The following is a 25,705-nucleotide window of genomic DNA, read 5'->3' on the forward strand; positions in this document are numbered from 1 at the left end:
GGGCTCGCTTGCCAGCTCGGGGGGCCATCCCCACCTTTGGGAGTCGCCCCCACCCTTCCCCCAGGACCTCGCGCATGCGTCTTTCTCCCACCCGCGCCCCCCTTCTGTCCCTGGTGCTCGCCCTGGCGCTGGGCCCGGCCTGCAACACCCCGGTCAAGTCCGCGCCGGAAGACACGGTGGTCGCCACCGTGAATGGCGAGGTGCTGTCGCGCACGGACTTCGAGCAGGAGCTGGCCCGGGAGCTGGCGTCCACGGACGTGTCCCAGCGCACGCCAGAGGAGATCGAGCCCTTCAAGCGCACGCTGCTGGACACGTACATCCACCGGATGCTGCTCTTGCAGGCGGCCCGGAAGAACAACCTCACCGTCACGCCCGAAGAGGTGGACCGGGGCGTGTTGAGGCTGTCGGGCGACTACCCGGCCGGCAACTTCAACGAGGTGCTGGCCCAGGGCCAGCTGTCCATGGCGGAGCTGCGCGCCCGCGAGGCGAGCCGGCTCACGATTGAGAAGCTCTTCGCCAGCCACGTGTACTCGCGCGTCGCGGTGACGGAGGAGGAGCTGCGCGCGTACTACTCCGCGCACGAGGCGGAGCTGAACGAGAGCGAGCAGGTGCACGCGGCGCAAATCGTGGTGAAGGGCCTGGACGAGGCCCGCCGGGTGCAGGCGCAGCTGAAGTCGGGCAAGAAGTTCGCGGACCTGGCGCGCAGGTACTCGCTGAGCGCGGACGCCAAGGTGGGAGGCGACCTGGGCTTCTTCCCCCGAGGACAGATGCCGCCGGCCTTCGACGAGGTGGTATTCAAGCTGGGAGTCGGTCAGGTTTCGGACGTGGTGTCCACCGAGTACGGCTACCACCTGTTCAAGGTGCTGGAGCGAAAGCCCGCCCGCAAGCGGGACTTCGCCGAGGCCCGGCAGTGGGTGGAGGCCAAGCTGCTGGAGCACAAGCGCACCGAGGCCCAGGAAGCCTTCGAGAAGGACCTGCGGGACAAGGCGCAGGTCCAGGTGAACGAGGCCACGCTGCAGGCCATCCGCGGAGTGCCCGCGGTGGTCCCGCAGGCGGCGAAGTGACGGGAAATGCAGGGGGTCGTCGGAAGGTTGGACGGCGCCTGGGTGGTGCGGAAGGATGCACGGAATGAAGAAGCTGGTGGCATTCGTCGCTGCGGCGGCGCTCCTGGGGGGCGCCACGTCGGCGCGCGCGGAGCTGGTGGACAAGGTGGCCGCGGTGGTGAACCGCGACGTCATCGCGCTGTCGGAAGTGCAGCAGCGCGCGGCGCCGGAGGTGTCGCGCCTGAACGACCCGGATCCACGCAAGCGCGCGGAGATGCGCGCGCAGCTGATGAAGACGGCGCTCGACACGCTCATCGGCGAGAAGCTGATGGAGTCCGAAATCACGGAGATGGGCATCTCCGCGACCGAGGGCGAGGTGGACGAGCTGGTCAACGACGTGCGCCGGCAGAACAACATCACGGACCCCGCGCAGTTCGAGCAGGTGCTCGCCGCCGAGGGCCTGACGATGAAGGCCTACCGGGAGATGCTGCGCAAGCGCATCCTGCGGGACCGCCTGCTGCGCATGAAGGTGGGCCCCAAGGTGAAGGTCACCGAGGAGGACCTGAAGGCGGCCTACAACCAGTACGCCCGCGTGGAGAGCGAGGACTCGGAGGTCCACGCGCGCCACATCCTGGTGCAGGTGGACCCGAAGGCCACCGAGGAGCAGGTGGCCGCCGCGCGCAAGAAGGCCGAGGGCATCGCCCAGGAGGCCCGCCGCGAGGGCATGGACTTCGCCTCGCTGGCGCGCGCGCGCAGCGAGGGCCCCAGCGCGCAGGACGGCGGAGACCTGGGCTGGTTCAAGCGCGGCGTGATGGTGGCCGCGTTCGAGAAGGTCGCCTTCAACCTGAAGGAGGGAGAGGTCAGCGAGCCGGTGCGCACCAACTTCGGCTGGCACATCCTGAAGGTGGAGGAGCGCCGCTCGGTGGCCGCCACCTCGTACGACGAGATGCGTCCGAAGCTGGAGAACAAGCTGCTCCAGGAGAAGACGGACAAGTTCCTCGACCAGTACGTGCAGGAGCTGCGGCAGAAGGCGAACGTCGAAGTGAAGATGTAGCCGGACGGAGGTCCGGCGGGGGATGCTCGGGTGCGTGAGCCTCCCCCTCGTCGGAATCTCCCTGGGTGATGTGTCGGGCATCGGGCCGGAGGTGACGGCCGGTGCCCTGGCCCGCCCCGCCGTGCGTCGCGCGCTCATCCCCGTCGTCTTCGGGGACGGGCCCACGCTGGAGCGCTTCCCCCTCTTCCGCCGCTATGCCCGCGTGGAGCTCGCCGCGCTGGGCCGCGTCGAGTCCCCCACCGTGGTGGAGGTGACGCGGCTGAACGAGGCGGAGCGCGTGCCGGGCAAGCCCTCGCGCGTCGGCGGCCGCGCGCAGTTCGCGTTCATCACCCGCGCCATCGAGGCGATGCGCGAGGGACACGTGGACGCGCTATGCACCGCGCCGGTGTCCAAGGAGCAGATTTCGCGCGCGGGCATTCCCTTCATGGGCCACACGGAGGTGCTCGCGGAGGCGTTCGGCGCGGACGTGCTCATGATGATGGACGGGCCGCGCGTGCGCATCGCGCTGGCCACCAACCACGTGCCGCTGTCCTCGCTGTCCTCGCTGCTCACGGTGGAGAAGCTCGTCGCGCAGCTCAAGCTCCTGTCACGCAGCCTGGAGCCGGTGGTGGGCCGCAAGCCTCGCATCGCCGTGCTGGGGCTCAATCCACACGCGGGCGAGGGTGGCCTGCTGGGACGCGAGGAGGTGGAGGTCATCGGCCCCGCCATCCGCAGGGCGCGCGCGGCGAAGGTGGACGCGCACGGGCCCCTCCCCGCCGACGGCCTGTTCGCCAGGCCGGATGACATCGCCGGCAGGTACGACGCGGTGCTGGCCATGTACCACGACCAAGGGCTCATCCCGGCCAAGGCGCTGGACTTCGAGCGCACCGTCAACGTGACGCTGGGGCTGCCGGTGCCGCGCACGTCGCCGGACCACGGCACCGCCTATGCGATTGCGGGCAAGGGCGAGGCGAGCTGCGTGCCCATGGTGGAGGCGCTGCTCAAGGCCGCCCAGCTGGCGGCGGTGGATTCGCGAGGCGCTCGGCCAGGTCCTCGCCGTCCTTCGCCGCGTCGATGAGCTGGAGGCTCGAGCCCGTGCCGTTGGGAGGCAGCACCAGCACGGTGACGAGGCCGAGCGGGCACTCGCCCAGACATCCCGAGGAGAACACGCGCGTCGTCGGTCCCAGGCCTCGCGCGGCCACGGCCTCGCGGATGCGGCGCGGCAGATCCACGCCACCCAGGCTCGAGTCCAGGCGCACCATGCAGTTGTGACAGACGTGCAGCTCCGTCGCGGGAGCGCCGGGCGGGACCTCGGGTGGGGGGGGCTTGCGCGACATTTCGAAACATTAAGGCCAACACGCGCCGCGCGCCGCACACATGCTCGCCTGACAGGCTCCCTGGCGCGCCCACGAAAGACCTTGCGACGACAGGGGGGCTCCGTAAGCTGCCTCATGGGTGTCGAGGGACGCCCGGACCCGGAAAGACGACGTCACCCTCCGCTGGAATCGCGTGGCCCGCTCAGGCTCCTGGCGAGTTCCTTTCATGGCCCATGCTCGGGTGAGGGCCGCTCCTGAGGGACTTTCGATGGACCCCCTGAACGAGAGCTTCGGCTCATGAAACCGTCATTCAGTCGCGACCTGACCACCGGCAGCATCCCCCGTCACATCGTCGCCTTCTCCATCCCCATGCTGGTGGGGAGCTTCCTGCAGACGGCCTACAGCTTCGTCAACGCCATCTGGGTGGGCCGCTTCCTGGGCACCGAGGCGCTGGCGGCGGTGACGGTGAGCTTCCCCGTCGTCTTCGTCCTGTTCTCCATCGGCATGGGCCTCACCATGGCGACGAGCATCCTGGTGTCGCAGAGCTACGGCGCCAGGAGGATGGACGAGCTGCGCCGCGTGGTGGACAGCTCCACGCTGCTCATCTACGCGCTGGGCCTGGTGCTCACGCTGCTGGGCGAGTGGCTGGCGCCGACCATCCTCACGTTGATGGCCACGCCGCCGGAGATCCACGCGGAGTCGGTCAGCTACCTGCGCATCTTCCTGCTCTCCATGCCGCTGGGCTTCGGCCTGTTCCTGACGCGCAGCCTGCTGCAGGGCGTGGGGGACTCGAAGACGCCGCTGTACTTCCAGGCGGCCTCGCTGCTGCTGACCACGGTGCTGGACCCCATCCTGATTTTCGGTTGGATGGGATTGCCCAAGCTGGGGCTGAACGGCACGGCGTGGGCCACGGTCGTCTCGCAGCTGCTCGCGCTCACCGCGCTCATCATCTACCTGCGCAAGAAGGACGTGCCCGTCGCGCCGCGCATGCCCCGGCTGGGCCACCTGGGCCCCACCACGTTGAAGACGCTGCGCATCGGCGTGCCGGCGGCGGTGCAGCAGTCGCTGGTGTCCATCGGCATGGTGTTCGTGACGGGCATCGTCAACAGCTTCGGCGAGGTGGCCACGGCGGCCTTCGGCGCGGCGTCGCGCATCGACCAGATTGCGTTCATGCCGGCGATGACGTTCGGCATGGCCGTGTCCACGCTGGCGGGACAGAACCTGGGCGCGGGCCGGTACGACCGCGTGCAGGAGATCTTCAAGTGGGGCTGCCTGTTCAGCGGCGGCATCACCCTGCTCATCTCGCTGGTGGCGGTGTCGTTCCCGGAAGCGCTCTTGCGCATCTTCATCTCGGACCCGGCGGTCATCGCGCCGGGCGTCTCGTACCTGCACATCGTCGGGACGACCTACGTGCTGTTCGCGCTCATCTTCGTGAGCAACGGCATCATCAACGGCGCGGGGCGCACGTTCGTGACGACGGTGTTCTCGCTGGTGAGCCTCTGGGTGGTGCGCGTGCCGGTGGCGTACTGGCTGTCGCACCGGATGAACAGCGTGACGGGCGTGTGGCTGGCGATGGCGCTGAGCTTCGCGGTGTCGCTGGCCGTGAGCATGGCCTACTACTTCTCCGGCCGGTGGCGCACGCCGCTGGCCAAGAAGGCGCCGGAGGGCCCCGCCGCGCCGAACCCCGGCGAGGTCTTCGGACACGAGACAGGCGAGGCCTGAAGCACGGCCCCGCCCCCTCGTCGACGCGCGGACTAGAAGACGAACGGGAAGCGGATGGGCTCCTGCATGCGGACCGCGTGCACGGGGAACTTCCAGGTGCGCACCACGCCCTCGATGCAGCCGGCGAGCGGCGTGGCGCGCAGGGCCTGCGTGTCCATGGCGACGTTCGTCGTCTCGCCGCCGGGCTGCACGGACCAGCGCATCACGAAGCGGCCGCTCTTCTCGGCCGAGGTGTCCGCCGCGTGCTGGCGCAGACACGCGGTGATGGCGGGCTGATTCGCCAGCACCACCTGCTTCACGTCCTCCGGCGTCAGGTGCTGCTTCGCCTCGAGCGCCGGAGGCACGTACACCGTGCGGGTCGGCGCGGTGTCCTCCTCGGCCTGGGCGTCGGCCTCTTCCGTGAAGCCCAGCTCGCGCGCGAACTCCTCATCCAGCTCGGACTCCGGCTCGTTGGCGGCGTCCGAGTCATCCCCGGTGTCGGCGGGCGCGCTAGCGGCGTCGTTGCCGGTGTCGGGCTCGTCGAAGGTCATCTCCTGCACGGCGGCGGTCGCCACGGCGGCGACCGCAGGGGCCGCGGGCTTCGCGGTGGGCACGGGCGCGGGGGGCTCCACGCGGGAGCGACGCTCGCCGTTCTTCACCGCCCGCGTGTCACGGTGGGCCATGAGGTCCGCGTGGCTGGGGCCCGTGCTCGACGTGGGACGTGCGTTCGTGCCCACGCTCGCGCCCTGCGTGCCGACGCTCGCGAGACCCGGCAGGGCAGCACCGGCGGAGACGCCCGGGACACCGCCGAGGGACCACGCCTCCGAGGGCACGGGACGCAGGACACCGATGGGGCCCGTCGAGCCGATGCCCGTCCAGGTGGACACACCGGGGATCACCTCCCCCACCTGCGAACCCGCCGCGTTCGGTGACACACCCGCAGCGCTCCCGACATACGAACCCGAAGCGAGCATCGATGCGCCCGCGAGGACTCCCACCTGCGCACCCGCCACGCTCGGTGACGTACCCGCAGGGCCTCCGACGTACGAGCCCGAGGCCTGCGTCGAGACACCCGTGAGGCTCCCCACCTGCGAACCCGCCGCGTTCGGTGACACACCCGCAGCGCCGCCGACGTACGAGCCCGAGGCCTGCGTCGAGACACCCGTGAGGCTCCCCACCTGCGAGCCCTCCACGTTCACGGACGTACCCGAGGCGCCCCCGGCGTATGCACCCGACGCGTGCATCGGTGAACCCGCCGTGTTCACGGACGCGCCAGCGACGCTCCCCATCGCGCCCGCGCGCTCGTACGGAACCGACGCGCTCGAGCCCTGCTCCCAGATGCGAACGCTCGCGACCACGAGCATCCCCGCCGCGACGACGCCCACGCCCGCGACACCGAGCAGGACGCCCGAGACCACATCACGGCTCCGACGCGACGCCTGCGCGCCACGCCCGTGCGCCACGGCACCACTCGTCGCGCTCCATGGGTTCGACATCCCCGGCGCAATCGCGCCATCCCAATCACTGCGCGCGCCCGCGGCGCCACTCCCCTCCAGCGCGGAGGGCGGCACCAGGGGAATCCCCCATGGTCGCTCCTGCAGATTGAGCGGAGCCTCCGAAGTCCCCGTCGCGCGCACGGCCCGCGGCGCCTCCTTCGAGTACGACCACGCCATCCGCACCGGGTCCGCGACGGGCACCTGGGGGTTCGCGCGCATCCACTCGGGGAGCACCACGGGCACCGACTCCGGCGTGGCCACCCCGTCCGACGCCTCATCGGCGCACGAGGGCGCGGGCAGGTCCGCCAGCCACCGCGTCTCCTCCTCGGCCAGCTCCAGCAGCGCGCGCATGCCCTCCGTCACCTCGCGCGACGACGGCGAATCCACCAGCTCACCCACCGTGAGCTCACGGTCCAGGTACGCGTCGAGGTCTCCCTCCAGCGCCTCCATCACGTTCAGCGCGTCGTTCGCATCCCCGGGCCCCAGGCCCTCCGTCTCCGGAGCACCCAGGTCCCGCGCGCGGAACCGTTCCTCGCCTCCAGTCAGAAGCTCGCCCACACACCCCTCCCCTCGACCGCGCGACCCGTCTCGCGCCAGGGCTCGCAACGTAGGGATGGGTCCGGCGCACGCCAGCGCGTCTGTCCGACGCATGACGCTTCACCGCCCGGGCACGCGCTCGCTGTCCGCTGTATCACCGCTCGCGCACGAACACGGCGACGTGCCACGCCTGCACACCGACATCACACCCCAGCGGGGCGCTCACACCCTGTCACACGGCGGAGCACCCTGACGCCGAGGCAGCCCGCCCGGAGGCCGGCGACTCCCGCGTCACGGACGACGCGGGCCCGAGGACGACGACATCCCCAGCGGCCGCTGCGGCAACAGCTTGAAGAGGAAGGCCAGCAGGTTGTCGAAGTGGTCGCCCTTGCGGAACACCGCGTCCACCGGCATGTCGATGGGACTGTCCGCTCCGGTGACGAACACCACCTTCGCGCCCGGCATGTGGTGACGCACCAGCGGAATCAGCCCCGTCCCGAAGCCGTCCCCCAGGCTCTGGTCCAGCAGCACCGCGTCGATGGGCCGCGGCTGGTTGAGCCACCGCTCCGCTTCCGAATAGGAGCCCGCCGTGACGACCGCGAACCCCGCCTCCTCCAGCAGCGCCGCGAGCGTCATCCGGTTGGACGGGTCATCTTCCACCAGCAGCAGGCATCGCCCGAAGGTCCAACTCGTCTCCATCACTTGCTCCCCCGTATCTCGTCCTGCCCCAGCCGCGTCCGGCCGCGCGCCTCCGGGCGATGGGGAAAGATGACCTCGACGTGGGTCCCCCCGGAGGGCCCCCCATCCAGCGTCACCTTCCCACCCTGGCGCAGCACCAACCGCTGCACGATGTTCAACCCCAGCCCCGCGTGTCCCGGGCGCGTGGAATAGAAAGGTTCGAAGGCACGCGAATACGCCTCCGCCGTCAGCCCCTCTCCCGAGTCCTCCACGCGAATCCCCACGCCGCCCTCACCCTCCTCAACGTCCCAGGTCCGCAGCGTGAGCATTCCGCCGCGCGGCATCGCCTCCACGGCGTTGTCCACCAGACAGCGCACCAGCAGCGCCAGGTCCTCCACGTCCAGCGGCACCGTGTCGCGCGCCTTGAGCTCGCGCACCACCCGCACGTGCTCGGGCACCCGCGCCTCCGCGAGCCCGCGCTCGGCGGCCTCGCTGGCGTGACACAGCGGCCGGTCACTGCTCGACACCGGCGCGCGGCGCGTGAGCACCTCCTCCGCGGCCGCCAGCTCCTTGTCGATGAGCTGGAAGAAGGCCTCCACCCGGGCATCCGCGCCCCAGGCGTCCGTCTTCTGCATCTTCCGCATCAGGTAGAACGAGGCATTGCGGACGCTGGCCAGCTTGTTGCGCAGGTCATGCCGCAACGTGGAGGCCACGACGTCCGCCACCGCGGCCCGCTCCCGAGCCTGGAGGTCTGCGCGCGCGCCCATCCGTCAATTCCTCGCGCCCTGGGTCCCCGCGGGCCCCTGCGCCCTCGGCTGACCCCTCACCCGGGCAATCGCTTGCACCAGCTCCCGCAGCGGCACGGGCTTGGTCATGCACACCACCGCCCCCTGTGCCGCCACCTTCCGGAGCAGCTCCGGCACCACGTGGCCCGACATGGCGATGACCGCCACCGACAGGTCCGCCGCCTTCACCTTGGCCACCAGCTCCGGCCCGCTCATCTCCGGCATCACCAGATCCAGCACGCACACGTCGAAGTCGCCCGAGCGCAGCCACGTCAGCGCTTCCTCGCCGCTGTACACGGCCCGCGCGCGCAGCCCCACGGTGCTCAGCGCACGCACCATGGCGCGCGCCACCGGCTCCGTGTCGTCCACCACCAACACCTGCGGCGCCCGCGCCGCACGCAGGATGGTGTCCAGCGCGTGCGCCACGTCGAAGGGCTTGGGCAACACGGTGAACGCGCCCTCCGCGAGCGCGTCCTCCACCAGCTCCTCCGCCGTGAAGGCCGTCATCAACACCACGGGCATGTCCGGTCGCGCCTGTTTGATGCGGCGGAGCAGGTCCACCCCGTGCAAGCCCGGCATGCGCATGTCGCTGAGCACCACGTCCACCGGGTGTTCACCCAGCAGGCGCAGCGCTTCCTCGCCGTTGGAGGCCTCCAGAACGGTGTGGCCCTCCAACTCCAGGTTCGCCGCGAGCGTGATGCGCAGCCCCTCCTCGTCGTCGACCAAAAGGATGCGAGCGGGGCCCAAAGCCACGTCCTCCATCATGCGGCCTGCGCCGCCGCGGTTGCCGGGAGATGAATATGGAATTCACTACCCCGGCCGGCTTCGCTTCGCACAGAGATTGTGCCTCCGTGACGTTGCACCATGTTGGCCACAATGGCCAGCCCCAAGCCGGTGCCGCGCGTCTTGGTTGTGAACAGCGGTTCGAAAATCTTGGGCAGCACATCCGGTGGGATGCCCGTCCCGTCATCTACCACGCGAATGGCCCAGGGCCCCGCGTCTCCACCTTCCGCCAGCACTGAAACCTGTCCCGTCCTTCCCTGAGGCATGGCCTCCACCGCGTTCTGCACCAGATTCACCAGCACCTGACGGAATTGTTCCTTGTCCAGGCTGGGCACGGGCAATGACTCCGGGACATCGTTCACGATGCGAACACCCTCCCGGGAGGGAACCACGCCGATGGCCTCGTCCACCAGAGGTCGTAAAGGACACGGCTGCAGCGCGGGGGGACGCTCGCGCGCGAAGTCGAGCAGGTCGGAGATGATCTTCGCGCACGCCCCCAGCTCGCGCTCCATGACGCCCAGGAACTGGGGCACGCGTGGGTCATCCGCGGCCCCAATCGCATCCCGGCTCAACCGTCGGGAGAGGTAGGCGTGCGCGTTGCGCACGGCGGCCAGGGGATTGCGGAGCTCGTGACCCACGCTGGCGGCGAGTTGACCCACCGCGGCCAGCTTCTCCACGCGGATGAGGTGCTCCTGGAAGCCGCTGAGCTCGCGCAGCGCGCGGTCCAGCTCGGCGGACTTCTCCTCCTCGCGCTCGCGCGCCAGCTCCAGCTCCGCGCGCCGCACCGCCACCTCGCGCATCTCCCGCCGCATCACCCTCCCCGCGTGCAGCAGCACCAGGTCCAGGCAGCCCACCCACAGCGCGTGCTCCAGGAAGCGCCACCACTCCGGATTGGGCAGGCCGTACACCGACTCCGGCCAGAGCAGGCCCCGGATGACGTGGTCCGCCACGGTGGCGCACGTCGCCGTGAGCAGCACCCACGGGTCGCGGTACAGCGAGAGGAAGGCGAGCGACACGAAGATGTGGAAGTGTGTCTCGATGCGCCCACCCGTCAGGTGGATGAGCAGCGAGGACCACAGCACCTGCGCCAGCGCCACGCCGTGCCGGGTGGAGGTGGCCCCGGGCCGCCAGTGCGCCAGCGCGATGGGGAACACGGTGAGCGCCGCGCCCAGGAAGAGCACCGCGTACACGTGTGCATGCAGCGCGCGGTCCTCGCCGGACCAGCCATAGGGCGACACGAAGAGGGCCACCAGGACCCCCACGGCCCACTGCGCGAGCATCAACCCCGCGAACAGCCGGTCCGTGCGACGGCGCACGGCGCCCAGGTGCTCGTGGAACAGCAGGACGGCGCGTTCCTTCAGAGCCACCGTGGGGCCGCTGACATCCTCCGTGGGCTTCATGGGGTGTTCGTGGCCCGGGCCGCGGGCGGTTCCTCCGGTACGGGGCCGTAGACCGTTCGCATCATAGGCCAAGGAATGTCCGGAAGTGATGACTGCAAACCCGCGTGCCTGCTCGCTCCCCTGGAAGCAGCGGCCCTGGGAACACACGGCGCCGTGCGTCGTGCGCCAGGGTGGTGGAGGACTCGTGGGGAACGGCCCGGGGTGAGGGGATGTCGGCACGAGGGCGCGAGGTCCGGCTGCGAGCGCCGTGTGTCGAGGGGGCTTCGTCGTGAGCTTCCCCCGGAGGACCGGAGGGAGGGCTCATCGAGGCCCCCACTTGTGTTCGGCCAGGCCGAGCGAGAGCTGGCTCATCTCCCGCTTGAGGCGAGCGGACTCGGCGGCGCGGCGGATCATCCCGATGAGGTCCGAGGGCTGATAGGGCTTGAGCACCAGATAGAAGAGGCCCTGCGTGTCCAGCCTGTCTCGCCAGTCGAGGTACTCGCGCGAGCCCGTCACGAGCACCCCGGCGAGGAAGGGGTCCCGGATGACCGACTGGCGCAACAACTGGATGCCGCTGGGCCCGGGCATGTGGAGGTCCGTGCAGAGGACGTCGAACGGATGACGCGCGAGCAGCCTGCGCGCCGCGAACGCGTCGCGCGCGGTCTGGACGTCGAAGTCCTCGGAGAGCACGGCGGCGGTGGTGGCGAGGACGGGCGCCTCGTCATCCACCACCAGGACCTGGAGCCGCGGAGCATTCATGGCGGGCAGACGCCGAGGATAACGAGCGGTCCACGCGCGCGTCCGCGGATGCGCAGGACTGTTCGCCACTCACTGGCACCCTGCACACGAGCGCTAGATGGCGAGCACCCACACCCGCGGGGGAGGCGACAGGCGTCATCCGGCGGACGTCCCGCACACGGCGGCAAGCGCCTCGGCGCTCCGAGCGCGCGCCATGCGGGCCAGCGCCGCGGCGTCGAACGCGCGTCGGGCAGGCGACCTCACGCGCTCCGTCCCAAGCGATGGAAGGGTCGAGCTCGCGCTGTCCGCGCCACATCGTCGAACGGGCGCGTCGGGCAGGCGACCTCGCGCGCTCCATCCCAAGCGATGGAGGAGGCGATCTCGCGTTGCCAGCCATCTCCCTGGCGACTCGCGGGCGAGGCGTCGCGCCGTCTCGCCCCGGAGGCGCCCGCTCCTCAACGCCCCGGGGACTTCGCGCGCGGAGCACTTCGCGCGGACTTCGCCTTCGCGGGCTTGCCGTCCACCCCCTGCTCGCGCGCGGGCAGCGACGGGGCCTTGGGCAGGTGCCGCAGCCCCATCCAGCCGAGCGCCGCCACGTGACGGGCCACGCTCTCGGTGGAGAACGACTTCCCCTCGGCGGCCCACCAGTGCCCCACCTGCGTCACCATCCCGACGAGCGCGTTGGCGTAGATGGGCGCGACCTTCGACGGATATCCGGCGCGCTCGAACTCGCTGCGGAACACATCCCCCACGCGGTGGGCCAGGTCGTCGATGACGCGCGTCAGGCCGCGCCGCGCCGTCGCCAGGGGGGAATCCCGCGTCAACACCGCGAAGCCCGCGGGCTCGTCCTTCACGTAGGCCATGAACGCGAGCACCGCGCCCTCGAAGCGCCGGCGCGGCGAGCCGTCCGTGATGCTCGACGACACGCGCGCCACCAGGTCGTCCATCTCCCGCTCCATGATGGCCGCGTAGAGCCCCTCCTTCGCGCCGAAGTGCTCGTAGACGATGGGCTTGGACACGCCCGCCCGCTGCGCGACCTCCTCGATGGAGGTGGGCTCGTAGCCCTTCGCCGCGAAGACCTCCCGGCCAATCTCCATCAGCTGGACCCGGCGCTCGGCGCCCGTGAGCCGTTGCTTCTTCTTCACGTTGACCTCGAACCTACTCACCAGTAACCTACCCGACCGGAACCTACCATGCGGTAGGGACGAACCAAGAGGGCCGTCGTCATGGATGCTTCCGTCTGGATGGGTATCGCTTCCGGCGGGGTGGCGCCATGACCGCGGCGGTGCTCGCCGGGGAGAAGCCGAAGCTGCGCGGCGTGCTGCACCAGTGGGCGGCGACGTTCGCGGTGGGCGCGGGAATCGTCCTGGTGGCCATGGCGCCCACGTGGCGCACGGCCGTGGCCGCGGGCGCGTACGTGGTGAGCCTGGTCTCCCTGTTCACCATCAGCGCGACGTACCACCGGGTGAACTGGTCGCCGCGCGGGCGCACCTGGATGCGCCGGGCGGACCACGCCGCCATCTTCCTGCTCATCGCGGGCACGTACACGCCGGTGATGCTGCTGGGCCTGCCGCCCGAGGTGGGCAACCGCCTGATGCCGTGGCTCTACGCGGGCGCGCTGCTGGGCATCCTCCAGTCGATGTTCTGGGTGAACGCGCCCAAGTGGGTGACGGCGGCGCTGGCCGTGGGCGTCGGGTGGACGATGATGCCGTACTTCGGCGACGTCTTCCGCGCGGTGGGGCTCGGCGCCACGCTGCTCATCCTCGCCGGAGGCCTGGCTTACACGCTGGGCGCGCTCGCGTATGCCTTCAAGCGCCCCAACCCCCGGCCCGGCGTCTTCGGCTACCACGAGGTGTTCCACGCGCTGACGCTCGTCGGCGCGGCGCTGCACTTCGCGGTGGTGCTGGGCATGGTGCGCGCGGCGGCATGAGCCCCCGGAGAGGGCCCCTCACGCGGACCCTCTCCGACCCACACCGCGCTCAACCGTGGCGGTGATGCGCGTGCAGCGCTCCGGTGTAGTGCTGGAGCTGTCGGCGCACGGCCTCGAACGCGTCCGTCACGGCCTGGTACGGGTCCTCGTGCGCGGCATGCTCGTCGGGGTCCCTGGCGGCGACCAGGTCCTTGCCGGGCACATGCAGGTCCACGCGCACCCGGAAGTGGTTTCCCTGGTGCTTGTGTCGATGCGGCTCGTCCACCACCACATGGCATCCGACGATGCCGTCGAAGAACTGCTCCAGCTTCTCCGCGTGGTCGCGGATGTGCTCGTTCAGTGCCTCGCTCGTCGCCATGCCCCGGTAGGTGATCTGCAACGCTCGCTTCATCGTCGACCTCGGGTGCTGTCCCCGCTCGTGCGGGGCTCGGGTTGCACCCCTTCTCATTGCATCCCCCCTGCCAGCACCAACCCCGCGGAATGTCAGGGGTTCGCGCGGCACGGGCCGCAGGCTTTGCGGAGGAATGGGACAGCGCGCAGAGCCTGCGGGGCGGATGGCCCCACCTACCCGCGAACCTCCAGCACGGCCGCGCCGTGGACCCGTCCCTCGCGCAGCGCGAGGAGCGCCTCGTTCGCCGCCGCCAGGGGGAACACCTGCACCCGCGTGTGCACCGGCACGCGGGGGGCCAGCGCCAGGAACTCCACCGCGTCCGCCCGCGTCAGGTTGGCCACCGAGCGCACCACGCGCTCCTCCCAGAGCCACGCATAGGGGAACGTGGGGATGTCGCTCATGTGGATGCCGCCGCACACCACCACGCCGCCCTTGTCCACGGCGCGCAGCGCGGCCGGCACCAGGCTCCCCGAGGGCGCGAAGAGGATGGCCGCGTCCAGCGGCTCGGGGGGAATGACCTCCGAGCCTCCCGCCCACTCGGCCCCCAGCTCCCGGGCGAAGGCCTGCCCCGCCTCGTCACCCGGACGCGTGAAGGCGAACACCCGCCGCCCCTGGTGACGCGCCACCTGGATGAGCAGGTGCGCCGCGGCGCCAAAGCCATACATCCCCAGCCGCGCGCCCGCGCCCGCCATCCGCAGGCTCCGATAGCCGATGAGCCCCGCGCACATCAGCGGCGCCGCGTGCACGTCATCGAGCCCTGGCGGCAGCGGGAAGCAGAACGCGTGATGCGCCAGCGTGTACTCCGCGTAGCCGCCATCCATCTGGTAGCCGGTGAAGCGGGCGAAGTCGCAGAGGTTCTCGCGCCCGGAGACGCAGAAGCGGCACTGGCCACACGTCCAGCCGAGCCAGGGGACCCCCACGCGCGTGCCCGGCTCCAGCCCCAGCACCTCGGAGCCCACCTCCACCACGCTCGCCACGATTTCGTGGCCGGGAACCACCGGCAGCTTGGGGCGGGGCAGCTCACCGTCCACCAGGTGCAGGTCCGTGCGGCACACCGCGCAGGCGCTCACGCGCAACAGCACCTCCTGCGGCCCCGGATGGGGGATGGGCCAGCGCTCCTCGCGCAGCGGCTGTCCCGGCGCGTGCAGCGCCATCACGCGCATGGTGCCTTCCATGGGCCCGCCCCCCGGACTGCCCACCCCAGGTGAGCGCGTCCGAGGGGAACATGGGGCGGGCCCTCCACGTCGGGAAGCACCCGCCCCTCCCGCTCAAATCTGCACGCCCGCGAGGATGCCCGGCCAGGTGCGCACGATGGTGCGCCCGCTGTCGGAGACCTCCCGCCACTCCGGACCGATGCCCAGGTCCTTCCACGGGTCGCTCCCGTTCCAGGTGACGAGCGTGTTGGCGCTGACGCCGCCGAACACCGCGAAGCGCTTGGACAGCTGCCAGCCCGCCATCACCCGCAGCTGCCCGAGCACGTGGTTCGTGTCGTCGTCGAAGTCGAACAGCCGGTTCGCGTGCACGCTGGAGCCGAGCAGGTCCACGTCGAAGAAGAACCGCCCCGCGGGGATGTGCCCGCCCACGCCCGCGCCCAGCGTGTAGCGCCGCCGCTCTCCGCCCATCGGCGGGTTCAGGCCCACGGTGAACAGCGTGTACAGGTGACGTCCGCCCAGCTTCACGCCCACGTTGGTCAGCGCCACATCGCTGGCCCACACCTGCACGTGCGCCTGGCCGTTGCCGACGAAGCTCAACAGGCCCACCGACTCGCCCTCCGTCTCACCCGCGAAGTTGAGCAGCCCCACCTGCGCGCCGTCCATGTGGCGCGCCACGTTCACCAGGCCCACCTGCGCGCCGTCCACGTCGCCGCCCACGTTGATGATGGACACCTGCGCGCCGGCCAACCTGCTCGCGTAGCTGACGCCCGACGACATCTGCAGGCCCGTCAGCTCCGAGGCCACGTTGACGCCCGCCGCCATCTGCACGCCGCGGGACACGCCGCGCGCCACGTTCGCGCCCACCGCCATCTGCAAGCCATTGAGCGTGCCCCCCGCCAGGTTGCCGCCCACCGAGAGCTGCGCGCCCACCACGTTGGCGCCCGCCACGTTGGCGCCCACGCCCAGCTGCGCGCCGTCCAGCGCCTGCGTCGCCACGTTGGCGCCCACCGTGAGCTGCGTGCCCTTCATCGTGCCGCGCACGATGTTCGCGCCCACGCCGGCGAGCAGCCCCTCCGTGTCCGCCCCCACCACGTTGCCCCCCACCGTCAGCAGCGTGCCGCTGACCGGTCCGCCCGACACGTTGACGCCCACCGAGGCGAGCACGCCGCTCGCGCCATGCGTCACCCAGTTGCCGCCCAACGACAGCCCCATCACCCGCACCCGCTTGGCGTGCGTGGCGAGCAGGCCGATGGATACGTCGTGCACCTGGTTCTTCTGGCTGAAGCCCGACGTGCTCAGCCCCGGGACGACGGTGAAGCTGAAGGGCACGTGGACCTCCGCCTCTTGCGAAGCCTCCGAGGTGGCCTTGGCCTCCACCTCCGTGGGCGCGTCAGCAACCGGCGCCGAGCTCCCCGCCACCGTCGTCGCCTCCACCAGCGGAGGCGGGGCCATCACCCGCTCCGCGCCAGGCCCCTCCACCAACCCCTCCCCTCCCGCCGAGGCCACGGGCGCCTGGTCGCCCGCCTTCGCCTCCTCGGCCCCCGCGGCCATCGCCACCATTGCCGCCATGACGCCCGCACACACCGAGACCTTGCGCTTCATCGCTGGACCTTCCTGAGTTGTTTCCCAGAGGGGCTCGGCCCACCTTCACGCGGGCACACGAGCCACGGTTGCTTCGCGGGAGGCTGTGACGCCCCCCTCGCGCAACGGAACACCGGTCCCACGAAATACTGTCACCCGTTAGAGTCCCGCCATGTCCCAGCCCCCCTCCCCACCCTCGCGTCGGGACGTGCTCGTCGCGGGACTCAGCGCCGCGCTGCTGTCCCCGCTCACCCACGCCGCCCAGCCTGTCCCCAAGCCCACCATGCTCACCCGCCCCATCCCCAAATCCGGCGAGGCGCTGCCCGTCATCGGCCTCGGCACCTGGCAGACCTTCGACGTGGGCGCCTCCCCCGCCGAGCGCGCCCCCTTGAAGGACGTGCTGCAACGCTTCCTCGACTCGGGCGCGCGCCTCATCGACTCGTCCCCCATGTACGGCCGCGCCGAGCGCGTGGTGGGCGACGTGCTCGCCCAGTTGCCGGACGCGCCCAGGCCCTTCCTCGCGACCAAGGTGTGGACCACCGGCAAGGAGGCGGGGCTCGAGCAGTTGGAGACGTCCGTGCGCGACATGGGGCGCGGACGCATGGACCTGCTCCAGGTCCACAACCTCGTCGACTGGCGCACCCACCTGCCCGTGCTGCGCGAGTGGAAGGCACAGAAGCGCGTGCGCTACGTGGGCATCACCCACTACCAGAAGAGCGCCTTCCCGGAGCTGGAGCGCCTGTTGAAGGAGGAGACGCTGGACTTCATCCAGCTGCCCTACTCGCTCACGGACCGCGAGGCGGAGAAGCGGCTCTTGCCCGCCGCCGCCGCGAATGGCGTGGCGGTGCTCGTCATGCAGCCCTTCGCCACCGGCGACCTCTTCCGCCGGGTGAAGGGCCGCGCGCTGCCGGAGTGGGCCCAGGAGTTCGACTGCGACAGCTGGGCGCAGTTCTTCCTGAAGTTCATCCTCGGCCACCCCGCGGTGAACTGCCCGCTGCCCGCCACGAGCAATCCCAGACACGTGGCCGACAACGTGCGCGCGGGCTTCGGACGCATGCCCGACGCGAAGACACGCGAGCGCATGGCCCGCGTGCTGGACACTTGAGCTACAGCTCCGGGTCCGGCGTGTACTGCACCTCACCGGTGGCGGCGAGCACCACGCCGGTGCCCGGCTCGCCCGCGTCATCATCGCGGCCGACCTCCAGCACCTCGTCCTTCGAGTCCCACTGCCCCAGGTAGTACGAGCCGCCCGCCACCATGCACGCCTTGCCGTCCGACACCACCGTCTCCACCACCTCCTGCTTGTCGCTGGTCGCGCGCAGGAGCGTCCACGGCTTGCCGTCCTCGCGGAACTCGCGGACCATCTCCTCCAGCTCCGCGTCGCTCGGCGTGCCCTTGTCCAGGGTCTGCTTCTCCCACCGACGCCCGTCCTTCGCCGGCTGCCGCTCCTTCCACGCCCGCCCCAGCTCCAACAGCTTCTCCTCCGCCGCGTCCTGCAGCCCGTGCATCTCCTCGGGCAGCTCGATCTCCTCCAGCGCCAGCAGCGCCGTCTCAATCTGCAGCGCCTTGAGGCACCACTCGTTCCACGCGGTCTTCAGCATCGTCGCACTCGCTTTCCATCCCCGGACACGGCAACCACCCCGCCACCGTGAGGGCTCTCCACGCCCACTACCACACCGCCCGCCTGCCCTGGCGCCATCCAGCCGGCCCCACCCGCCCCGGCCTCCGGACACTGCCTAGTTTTCAAGGTCAGGAGGCAGCCATGAGCAAGAAGCAGGAGCAGGGCACGCGAGGCGCCGTCGAGCACCTGGGGCAGCTCATCCACGGCATCAAGGTCGCCATGATGACCACGGTGGATGCCGACGGGAGCCTGCACAGCCGTCCCATGTGGACCCAGGACCATGACTTCGACGGAGAGCTCTGGTTCTTCACCCGCGAGCACTCGCACAAGGTGGACGAGGTGGAGCAGGACCACCACGTCAACGTCTCCTTCTCCGACCCCGCGCGCGAGCGCTACGTCTCCGTCAGCGGCCGCTGCCGGCTGGTGAAGGACCCACGCAAAGTTCGCGAGCTGTGGAGCCCCGCGCTCAAGGCCTGGTTCCCCGACGGCATGGATGATCCCGAGCTCGCGCTCCTGTGCGTGCGCGTCGAGCGCGCCGAGTACTGGGACACCCCCTCCAGCCGCATGGTGCAGCTGGTCGGCATGGTGAAGGCCGCGCTCACGGGCAAGAGCTACGCCCCGGGCGACCACCAGTCCCTGGTGCTGGGCGACCCGCGCTCCCATTGACACTTGGGGTTGCGCCACGGCGACATGGGCGCCATGACAGGCCCGCAGCCGACTGTTGGCTCGCGGGCCGTCCCACACCCCTCGAAGGCTTCCCCCACCCCTCGACACTCACCCTGTCAGTTCACCCCGGGTCCTAGCGACCCCGGACCTACCCTCCACGCCCATGGAAGGTCAGGTAGGTGTCATTTTTCTCACGACGTGGTGTTTCTCTGACAGGCGCGTTCGCGGCGGCTTGTACCTGGGCCTGCGCTGATCCATCAGTCCGCGCCACACCGTGGTAACCAGCCTGCCCCACATCACGTTGAAGTCACGAACGCTTTAGCGTATCAACCATCCGCATCCGAGATTTTCCGCAAACCCCACGGCATCCAGTCGGTGCGCAGCGGCAAGTCCGAGAAGACTCACCACAGGGCGGCCCCCCGCCCCCCTTAAGGAACCCCACGATGGAGAACAAGAAGTCGGTCACGAAGCCCGAGGGCAGGCTGGCGGTGCTGGTGCCCGGGCTGGGCGCGGTGTCCACGACGCTGATGGCGGGCGTGGAGCTGGCGCGGCAGGGCAAGGGCGCGCCCATCGGCTCGTTGACGCAGATGGGCACGGCGCGACTGGGCAAGCGCACGGACGGACGGACCGTGAAGCTGGGCGAGCTGGTGCCGCTGGCGGGCCTGGGTGACGTGGTCTTCGGCGCGTGGGACATCATCAGCGAGGACGCGTACCAGGTGGCGGTGCGCTCCGGCGTGCTGCACGACAAGCACCTGGAGCAGGTCAAGCCGTTCCTGCAGGGCATCAAGCCGAAGAAGGGCGTGCACGACCCCGAGTTCGTCCGCCGCATCGAGGCCAACCACACCAAGTCCACCAAGACGCATCGCGAGAGCGTCGAGGCGCTGCGCCAGGACATCCGGGACTTCATCAAGGAGCTCGGCGCCACCCGCGCGGTGATGGTGGTGTGCAGCAGCGTGGAGACCTTCCGTCCGCTGCCCGAGGCGTTCAAGACGCTGGCCGCCTTCGAGAAGGCGCTCGACGAGAACAGCCCGGACATCAACCCCACCGCGCTCTACACCTACGCGGCCATCAAGGAGGGCGTGCCCTTCGCCAACGCCACGCCCAACGCCAGCGTGGACACGCCGGCGCTGCAGGAGCTGGCGAAGCAGGCGGGCGTCCCCATCGCGGGCCGCGACCTCAAGAGCGGCCAGACGATGATGAAGACGGTCATCGCCCCCGCGCTCAAGGCCCGCATGCTCGGCCTCGAGGGCTGGTTCTCCACCAACATCCTCGGCAACCGCGACGGCGAGGTGCTCGACGACCCCGCGGCCTTCAAGGCCAAGGAAGTGACGAAGTCGAGCGTGCTGGACACCATCCTGCAGCCGGAGCTCTACCCCGAGCTGTACAGCAAGTACTCGCACAAGGTGTCCATCCACTACTACCCGCCCCGCGGCGACGCGAAGGAGGGTTGGGACAACATCGACATCATCGGGTGGCTCGGCTATCCGATGCAGATCAAGGTCAACTTCCTCTGCCGCGACTCCATCCTGGCGGCGCCGCTCGTGCTGGACATCGCGCTGTTCCTGGACCTGGCCAAGCGGCTGGAGTGGCGGGGCATCCAGGAGTGGATGTCCTTCTACTTCAAGAGCCCCATGGCGCAGCCGGGCCTGCCCGTCGAGCACGACCTGTTCATCCAGCTCACCAAGCTGAAGAACACGCTGCGCGTCGTGGCCGGTGAGGAGCCCATCACCCACCTCGGACTCGACTACTACGGGGATGACCTCCCGCTCGCTCGCTAAGACTCCGGCGTTCATCTGGCTCGTCACCCTGTTGGCGATGGGCCATTTGATGCTGGTGACGGCCACCGGTCGGCTCCGGTGGGACCACGTCGCGGCGGACGCGGCGCTGTTGGGGGTGGCCTGGGCGGGCCCCCGCACGCGCCGCTTCCTCTTCGGTGGGTTCCCGCTGTGGCTGACCGGCATGCTGCTGGACAGCCAGGGGCTCTGGCTGTTCCTGCGCGGCCCCATCCATACAGGTGACTTGTGGGTGTGGGAGACGCAGTGGTTCCCCGCCCCCGGCGGTGTCAACTGGCCCCAGTGGTGGAGCACGCGCTCGAACGTCGCGCTGGACCTGCTGTGCGGCTTCGCCTACGCGGCCTACCTTTACGAAGTCTTCCTGATGGCCATCTTCTTCTTCGTGAAGAAGGACGCGCGCTTCGAGAAGCTGTGCTGGGCCTTCCTGGTGGTGAACGCCCTGGGCGTGGTCACCTACCTGCTCTATCCGGCCGCGCCGCCCTGGTACATCCTGGATTACGGCCCGGGTCCCGCCAACCTGGCCGCCCTGCCCAGCCCCGCGGGCACGGCGCGCTTCGATGCCCTGTTGGGCATCAACTACTTCGCCGGCTTCTACGCGCGCAATCCCAACGTGTTCGGAGCCATGCCCTCGCTGCACGCAGCCTACCCCTTCATGGTGATGCTGTTCGTGTGGAGGGATGGGTGGAAGTGGCGGGTGGGCACCGGGGCGTTCGCCCTGCTCGTCGCATTCTCCGCCATCTATCTGACGCACCACTATGTCCTGGACGTGCTCGCGGGTCTCGCCTTCGCGCTCGCGGCCTTCCTGGCGGTGGAGCTCGCGTTCTCTCGCAAGAGCGCGCCCATGACTGTTTCGATGCCGCTGACACCTGGAGGGGACACCCGTGCTTGAGAACCTGGTTGCCTGGTTGACCGGAAACCTGTCTCCGTCGGCCCGCATCTGGACCGCGCTGGGCCCCGCCATCCTCGCCTGTGTGTACTTCCTGGGCGGCCTGCTCATCTTCTGCATCCGCGTCGCCTTCAAGGGCGTGCCGCGCGACGAGGAGACGCTCAAGCGGGGCAATGCGGGCTTCGTGGGCTACTTCCTGCGCCACTACTTCTTCTGGGTCATCCAGCCGCTGTGGGCCGTCATCCTGCGCTCGGGGCTGCCGGCCAACGCGCTGTCGATGCTGTCGGGCCTGCTGGGCATCTCCTCGGGCGTGGCGGTGGCGGCGGGGCGCTTCGCGCTCGGTGGCTGGCTGTTCCTGGCGGCGGGCATCCTGGACGTGATGGACGGGAGAATCGCCCGCACGCGCAAGGAGGCCAACCCCGCGGGCGCGGCGCTGGACTCGGTGCTGGACCGGTACGTGGACTCGGCGATGTTGATGGGCCTGGCCTGGTACTACCGGGACACGTGGGTGCTCCTGCCCGCGCTGGGCGCGCTGCTCGGCTCGTCGCTGGTGCCGTACGTGCGCGCCAAGGGCGAGGGCCTGGGCGTCAACGTGCGCGACGGCGCGATGCAGCGGCTGGAGCGCGTGCTGTTCCTGGGCGCGGGCACGGCGCTGTCGCCCATCCTCGAGGCGGTGTTCTGGCCCGAGGAGAAGCACCCCATGCACTGGATGGCGGTGGTGGGCCTGGTCTTCGTCGCCATCATGAGCAACCTGACGGCCATCTCCCGGTTCAGGAACCTCGTGAAGGCGCTGGCGCCGAAGCGCCAGGAGGCGCGCTCGGAGAAGGCGATTGTGAGCCTGAACGCGGCGGCGGGCGCCATCGCGACGGTGGCGGACTTCGCGGTGGTGCTGGCGCTGGTGGAGTGGATGGGCCTGCTGCCCGCGTGGGCGACGGTGCTGGGCGCGCTGCTGGGCGCGGTGGTGAACTACTCCATCAACCGGGTGCTCACCTTCCGCAGCACGGCCGCGGTGGGCCGGCAGATGATGCGCTACGCGGTGGTGAGCGGGACGAGCGCGCTGCTCAACGCGGGCGGCGTGGCGCTGCTCACGTTGCATCCGCAGCTGGCGTACACGCTGGGCTGGTGGCTGGTGCGCGGCGTGGTGTACTTCGCGTGGAACCTGCCGCTGCAGCGCGACTACGTCTTCAACGACACGAACTCGTCGGACGCGCTCATGGAGCAGCGCCCCCATGCGGCGTGAGGGACGGTCCCAGGTCCTGGGACTCCTGCTGACGCTGCTGCTGCCCACCGTGGCGGCGGCGGGCGCGGCGCTGGAGCCCACGCTCTCCCCGAGCGACAACTACGGGGAGAGCTTCACCTTCATCGGGGACCTGGAGGACGGCACCTTCGTGCTGGTGCAGTTGCAGGTGACGAACATCGGCCCGGGCTCGCGCACGGGCATCTGCCGGGCGACGGTGCTCAAGCCGGGGCAGCGCGCGTGGACGCCGCAGAAGAAGGTGGGCGCGAAGGAGTGGAGCTATGACGCGGCCACCAGCACCTTCCGGGTGGGAGCGTGCTCGGCGCGCTCCGCGGACGGGGTGACGAAGGTGGAGGCGGGACTGGAGGGCGGGCGGGTGGTGCTGGAGTACGCGGCGCAGGTGGAGCCGCGCTCGCCGGAGGGCTCCGAGGTGGAGGTGGGCAGCGCGCGCTACCGTCACGAGGTGACGCTGGCGTTCAGCCCGCTGAAGGCGACGGTGCAGCAGCCCAAGGGCGCGGCGGTGACGCTGTCGGGCGGCGGGTACGCGGACCACACGCGGTCCACCATTCCCCCGGGGAAGCTGGCGCGGCGGTGGGTGCGCTTCCGGGCGCTGCGCGACGGTGGCGAGCGGATGGTGTTGCTCGCGCGCGAGGGACAGGACGGTGAGTTCGGCCCGGTGTACTCGTGGACGGAGGGTGGCGCGCCGAACGCGATGGAGTCGTTCACGCTCAGCCGCGAGGGCGCGAAGGAGCGCAGCGTTTGGACGGTGGACGTGTTCGGCGGCGATGGCGCGAAGGCCATGGTGCTGAAGTCCACGTCGCTCCTGCAGCGCAGCGCGCCCGTGGAGGAGCTGGGCATGCTGGGTGGGCTCATCAAGCCGGTGGTGGGCTCGCCGGTGACGTACCTGCACCGGGCGGTGCTGGAGCGCTCGGGGAAGACGCCGGTGGCGGGGCTGATGGAAGTGACGCTCGAGGGTGATTTGTGAGCGTGTCGTTGTTGCGGGACGTGCATCACGTGCCGGGGGTTCGAGGCTGGGTGCGCAAGCAGGTGCTGCGCTCGGTGGCACGCTGCGTGGAGTGGACCACGAAGCTGCCGGGCCAGGGCCTCAACGTGTCGCAGGTGAACGAGTGGCTGCACGTGGGCGGCTCGGTGTCGCCGTCTCGGTACGCGGAGCTCCAGGCGCGCGGAATCACGGCGGTGATTGATTTGCGCGCGGAGCGGGTGGACGACGCGAAGGCGCTGGCGGCGCTGGGCATCGAGCTGCTCAACCTGCCGGTGACGGACCGGTATCCGCCGACAGTGGAGCAGCTGGTGCAGGGCGTGGAGTGGGCGCTGCCCCGGCTGGAGAGGGGCGGGCACCTGTATGCGCACTGCGAGCACGGTGTCGGGCGTGGGCCGCTGATGGGATTGGCGGTGATGGTGGCGAAGGGCTGGGAGGCGCCGGATGCGTACCGCGCGCTGAGGAAGGCCCGGTGGCAGTGCACGTTGAATGACCGGCAGCTCGGCGGCCTCGCGGACTTCGTCACCGCGTGGGCGGCCCGTCGGTCCGGGCGCGCGGCGTAGCGGCGGCTCGTTGTCTGACGGATGGCGTGGGGTGTCTCGGACACTCGATGCCTGACGACGGTCGTGCCTTCCACGAGAGGACACTCGAGGGCGAGGGGTCTGCGCTTCGCGGAGGGGGGATTCCTACGCTGGAGGCATGGCGCGGCGGGGCGCTCGACGTGTCCCTCCGATGGGAGACCGCTCGACATGTTGGACCTGTTCACCGATGACACGCGTCGGAGTCCCTTCGCGCTGTACGCACGGTTGCGTGAGCGCTCGCCGCTGTTGCATGAGCCGCGAGCGGACCTGTGGTTCCTGTTCGACTACGACAGCGTGAAGCGGGCGCTGCAGGACCATGCGGTGTTCAGCTCCGTCGTCACCAGGCCGGGAGGGAGGACGCCGGACTGGCTGTTGTTCAAGGACCCGCCCCAGCACACAAAGCTGCGCGGCATCATCATGCAGGCCTTCACGCCGCGCTCCATCGCGAACCTGGAGCCGCACGTGCGGGAGCTGTCGCGTGGGTTGCTGGCGCCGCTGGTGGGGCGTGGGGAGCTGGACGTGGTGGCGGAGTATTCGAGTCAGCTGCCGACGATGGTCATCGCGGAGATGATTGGGATTCCGGTGGAGGACCGGGCGCGGTTCCTCAGGTGGGGGGACATCATCCAGAAGCTCAGCCACACCATCTCCGAGGGAGAGGAGGCGGAGCGGGCGCGGGCGGAGAACGCGGCGATGCGCGACGAGATGCGGGGGTATCTCTCCACCATCCTGGAGGAGCGGCGGAGGGCGCCGAGGGATGACCTGCTGACGCGGCTGGTGGAGGCGGAGGTGGATGGGGAGCGGCTGGACGAGAAGGAGCTCCTCGGCTTCTTCCAGTTGCTGCTGGCGGCGGGGACGGAGACGACGACGGACCTCATCGACAACGCGCTCTTGTGCTTCCTCGAGTCCCCGGACCAGTTGGCGCGGCTGAGGAGGCAGCCGGGGTTGTTGGGCTCGGCCATCGAGGAGGTGCTGCGGTTCCGGTCGCCGGCGCAGTCGATGTATCGGTCGACGAAGCGGGAGGTGGAGCTGAACGGGCGGGTGATTCCGGCAGGGAAGTTCGTGTTGCCGATGATTGGCTCGGCGAACCGGGACCCGCGGCACTTCGAGGAGCCGGAGCGGTTCGACATCGGCAGGGAGCCGAATCCGCACCTGGCCTTCGGACACGGCATCCACTTCTGCCTGGGCGCGGCGCTCTCGCGGATGGAGGCGAGGGTGGCGCTCACGGACCTGCTGGAGATGCTGGGCGACTTCAGGCTCGCGAGCGACGCGCCGTGGGAGCCCCGCGAGGCGTTCCACGTCCACGGCCCCAAGCGCCTGCCACTGCGCTTCGAGCCGGGTGCGCGGCGCTGAACAGGGCAGCCCGAGACGATCCGGAA

General features: G+C 70.2%; 25 protein-coding genes. 13 read left to right on the top strand and 12 right to left on the bottom strand.

Features of this window, described 5'->3' with window-relative positions:
* The first annotated feature begins 74 nt into the window (after window positions 1-74).
* From VZQ01_RS16835 to pdxA, 3 genes are all read left to right on the top strand, one after another.
* Complete coding sequence (locus tag VZQ01_RS16835) at window positions 75-1,064, top strand: peptidylprolyl isomerase (RefSeq protein WP_141331287.1); 990 nt, start codon at window positions 75-77, stop codon at window positions 1,062-1,064.
* Between the two features lie 64 nt (window positions 1,065-1,128).
* Window positions 1,129-2,097, top strand: a complete 969-nt coding sequence (locus VZQ01_RS16840) for a peptidylprolyl isomerase (RefSeq protein ID WP_223749789.1) — start codon at window positions 1,129-1,131, stop codon at window positions 2,095-2,097.
* Between the two features lie 34 nt (window positions 2,098-2,131).
* A complete protein-coding gene (gene pdxA, locus VZQ01_RS16845) occupies window positions 2,132-3,154 on the top strand; it encodes a 4-hydroxythreonine-4-phosphate dehydrogenase PdxA (protein WP_426748359.1) in 1,023 nt (340 codons plus the stop codon).
* Here pdxA and VZQ01_RS16850 read toward each other — a convergent pair.
* A complete protein-coding gene (locus tag VZQ01_RS16850) occupies window positions 3,078-3,413 on the bottom strand; it encodes a hypothetical protein (protein ID WP_426748360.1) in 336 nt (111 codons plus the stop codon). The two genes, pdxA and VZQ01_RS16850, sit on opposite strands and share 77 nt — an antisense overlap.
* A 276-nt stretch (window positions 3,414-3,689) precedes the next feature.
* Here VZQ01_RS16850 and VZQ01_RS16855 point away from each other — a divergent pair, with 276 nt between their 5' ends.
* Window positions 3,690-5,114, top strand: a complete 1,425-nt coding sequence (locus tag VZQ01_RS16855; protein WP_426748361.1) for an MATE family efflux transporter — start codon at window positions 3,690-3,692, stop codon at window positions 5,112-5,114.
* Between the two features lie 32 nt (window positions 5,115-5,146).
* Here the strand turns inward: VZQ01_RS16855 and VZQ01_RS16860 are convergent, their stop codons facing one another.
* The 7 genes from VZQ01_RS16860 to VZQ01_RS16890 form a co-directional block, all read right to left on the bottom strand.
* The gene (locus VZQ01_RS16860; RefSeq protein WP_426748362.1) at window positions 5,147-7,147 is read right to left on the bottom strand and encodes an AgmX/PglI C-terminal domain-containing protein; all 2,001 of its coding nucleotides are present in this window, start codon (window positions 7,145-7,147) and stop codon (window positions 5,147-5,149) included.
* A 270-nt stretch (window positions 7,148-7,417) separates the two neighbouring features.
* The gene (locus VZQ01_RS16865) at window positions 7,418-7,825 is read right to left on the bottom strand and encodes a response regulator (RefSeq protein ID WP_046710657.1); all 408 of its coding nucleotides are present in this window, start codon (window positions 7,823-7,825) and stop codon (window positions 7,418-7,420) included.
* Window positions 7,825-8,571 (bottom strand): ATP-binding protein, encoded by a 747-nt coding sequence (locus VZQ01_RS16870; protein ID WP_223749784.1) that lies wholly within the window; start codon window positions 8,569-8,571, stop codon window positions 7,825-7,827. The genes VZQ01_RS16865 and VZQ01_RS16870 overlap by 1 nt, the downstream gene beginning before the upstream one ends.
* A gap of 3 nt (window positions 8,572-8,574) precedes the next feature.
* Window positions 8,575-9,351: a response regulator gene (locus VZQ01_RS16875; RefSeq protein ID WP_267701146.1), complete on the bottom strand. Its 777-nt coding sequence runs from the start codon at window positions 9,349-9,351 to the stop codon at window positions 8,575-8,577.
* Window positions 9,351-10,772: a sensor histidine kinase gene (locus tag VZQ01_RS16880; protein ID WP_141331303.1), complete on the bottom strand. Its 1,422-nt coding sequence runs from the start codon at window positions 10,770-10,772 to the stop codon at window positions 9,351-9,353. Before VZQ01_RS16880 ends, VZQ01_RS16875 begins: the two co-directional genes overlap by 1 nt.
* A gap of 300 nt (window positions 10,773-11,072) precedes the next feature.
* On the bottom strand, window positions 11,073-11,510 hold the full coding sequence (locus VZQ01_RS16885; protein WP_141331305.1) for a response regulator: 438 nt from the start codon (window positions 11,508-11,510) through the stop codon (window positions 11,073-11,075).
* A gap of 434 nt (window positions 11,511-11,944) precedes the next feature.
* Window positions 11,945-12,634, bottom strand: coding sequence for a TetR/AcrR family transcriptional regulator (locus VZQ01_RS16890; RefSeq protein WP_223782272.1), 690 nt, complete (start codon window positions 12,632-12,634; stop codon window positions 11,945-11,947).
* Between the two features lie 128 nt (window positions 12,635-12,762).
* Here VZQ01_RS16890 and trhA point away from each other — a divergent pair, with 128 nt between their 5' ends.
* Window positions 12,763-13,419: a PAQR family membrane homeostasis protein TrhA gene (gene trhA, locus VZQ01_RS16895; RefSeq protein ID WP_426748363.1), complete on the top strand. Its 657-nt coding sequence runs from the start codon at window positions 12,763-12,765 to the stop codon at window positions 13,417-13,419.
* A 49-nt stretch (window positions 13,420-13,468) separates the two neighbouring features.
* Here the strand turns inward: trhA and VZQ01_RS16900 are convergent, their stop codons facing one another.
* The 3 genes from VZQ01_RS16900 to VZQ01_RS16910 form a co-directional block, all read right to left on the bottom strand.
* The gene (locus tag VZQ01_RS16900; RefSeq protein WP_046710649.1) at window positions 13,469-13,810 is read right to left on the bottom strand and encodes an HPF/RaiA family ribosome-associated protein; all 342 of its coding nucleotides are present in this window, start codon (window positions 13,808-13,810) and stop codon (window positions 13,469-13,471) included.
* A gap of 173 nt (window positions 13,811-13,983) precedes the next feature.
* Window positions 13,984-14,985, bottom strand: a complete 1,002-nt coding sequence (locus VZQ01_RS16905) for a zinc-dependent alcohol dehydrogenase family protein (protein ID WP_426748364.1) — start codon at window positions 14,983-14,985, stop codon at window positions 13,984-13,986.
* 93 nt (window positions 14,986-15,078) lie between these two features.
* Window positions 15,079-16,566, bottom strand: coding sequence for an LA_2272 family surface repeat-containing protein (locus tag VZQ01_RS16910; protein WP_426748366.1), 1,488 nt, complete (start codon window positions 16,564-16,566; stop codon window positions 15,079-15,081).
* Between the two features lie 151 nt (window positions 16,567-16,717).
* On the opposite strand from VZQ01_RS16910, the gene VZQ01_RS16915 reads away from it, so the two are divergent.
* Window positions 16,718-17,650, top strand: a complete 933-nt coding sequence (locus VZQ01_RS16915; RefSeq protein WP_426748367.1) for an aldo/keto reductase — start codon at window positions 16,718-16,720, stop codon at window positions 17,648-17,650.
* A gap of 1 nt (window position 17,651) precedes the next feature.
* Here VZQ01_RS16915 and VZQ01_RS16920 read toward each other — a convergent pair whose 3' ends face one another.
* Entirely contained in the window at window positions 17,652-18,146 is a 495-nt protein-coding gene (locus VZQ01_RS16920; protein WP_426748368.1) for a hypothetical protein, read from the bottom strand.
* Window positions 18,147-18,307: 161 nt separating this feature from the next.
* Here VZQ01_RS16920 and VZQ01_RS16925 point away from each other — a divergent pair, with 161 nt between their 5' ends.
* The 7 genes from VZQ01_RS16925 to VZQ01_RS16955 all read left to right on the top strand — a co-directional run bounded on the left by VZQ01_RS16925 (window position 18,308) and on the right by VZQ01_RS16955 (window position 25,679).
* The gene (locus VZQ01_RS16925; RefSeq protein WP_223749778.1) at window positions 18,308-18,832 is read left to right on the top strand and encodes a pyridoxamine 5'-phosphate oxidase family protein; all 525 of its coding nucleotides are present in this window, start codon (window positions 18,308-18,310) and stop codon (window positions 18,830-18,832) included.
* A gap of 443 nt (window positions 18,833-19,275) precedes the next feature.
* Complete coding sequence (locus VZQ01_RS16930; protein ID WP_141333149.1) at window positions 19,276-20,610, top strand: inositol-3-phosphate synthase; 1,335 nt, start codon at window positions 19,276-19,278, stop codon at window positions 20,608-20,610.
* Window positions 20,588-21,514, top strand: a complete 927-nt coding sequence (locus tag VZQ01_RS16935) for a phosphatase PAP2 family protein (protein ID WP_426748370.1) — start codon at window positions 20,588-20,590, stop codon at window positions 21,512-21,514. The genes VZQ01_RS16930 and VZQ01_RS16935 overlap by 23 nt, the downstream gene beginning before the upstream one ends.
* On the top strand, window positions 21,507-22,751 hold the full coding sequence (locus VZQ01_RS16940) for a GtrA family protein (RefSeq protein ID WP_223749776.1): 1,245 nt from the start codon (window positions 21,507-21,509) through the stop codon (window positions 22,749-22,751). The genes VZQ01_RS16935 and VZQ01_RS16940 overlap by 8 nt, the downstream gene beginning before the upstream one ends.
* Entirely contained in the window at window positions 22,741-23,733 is a 993-nt protein-coding gene (locus VZQ01_RS16945) for a hypothetical protein (protein ID WP_223782268.1), read from the top strand. The genes VZQ01_RS16940 and VZQ01_RS16945 overlap by 11 nt, the downstream gene beginning before the upstream one ends.
* On the top strand, window positions 23,730-24,311 hold the full coding sequence (locus VZQ01_RS16950; protein WP_426748371.1) for a protein-tyrosine phosphatase family protein: 582 nt from the start codon (window positions 23,730-23,732) through the stop codon (window positions 24,309-24,311). The genes VZQ01_RS16945 and VZQ01_RS16950 overlap by 4 nt, the downstream gene beginning before the upstream one ends.
* Before the next feature lie 186 nt (window positions 24,312-24,497).
* Window positions 24,498-25,679, top strand: coding sequence for a cytochrome P450 (locus VZQ01_RS16955; RefSeq protein ID WP_426748373.1), 1,182 nt, complete (start codon window positions 24,498-24,500; stop codon window positions 25,677-25,679).
* Window positions 25,680-25,705: the final 26 nt, after the last annotated feature.

It is taken from the genome of Myxococcus faecalis (genome assembly GCF_050039385.1).
Classification (GTDB): domain Bacteria; phylum Myxococcota; class Myxococcia; order Myxococcales; family Myxococcaceae; genus Myxococcus; species Myxococcus fulvus.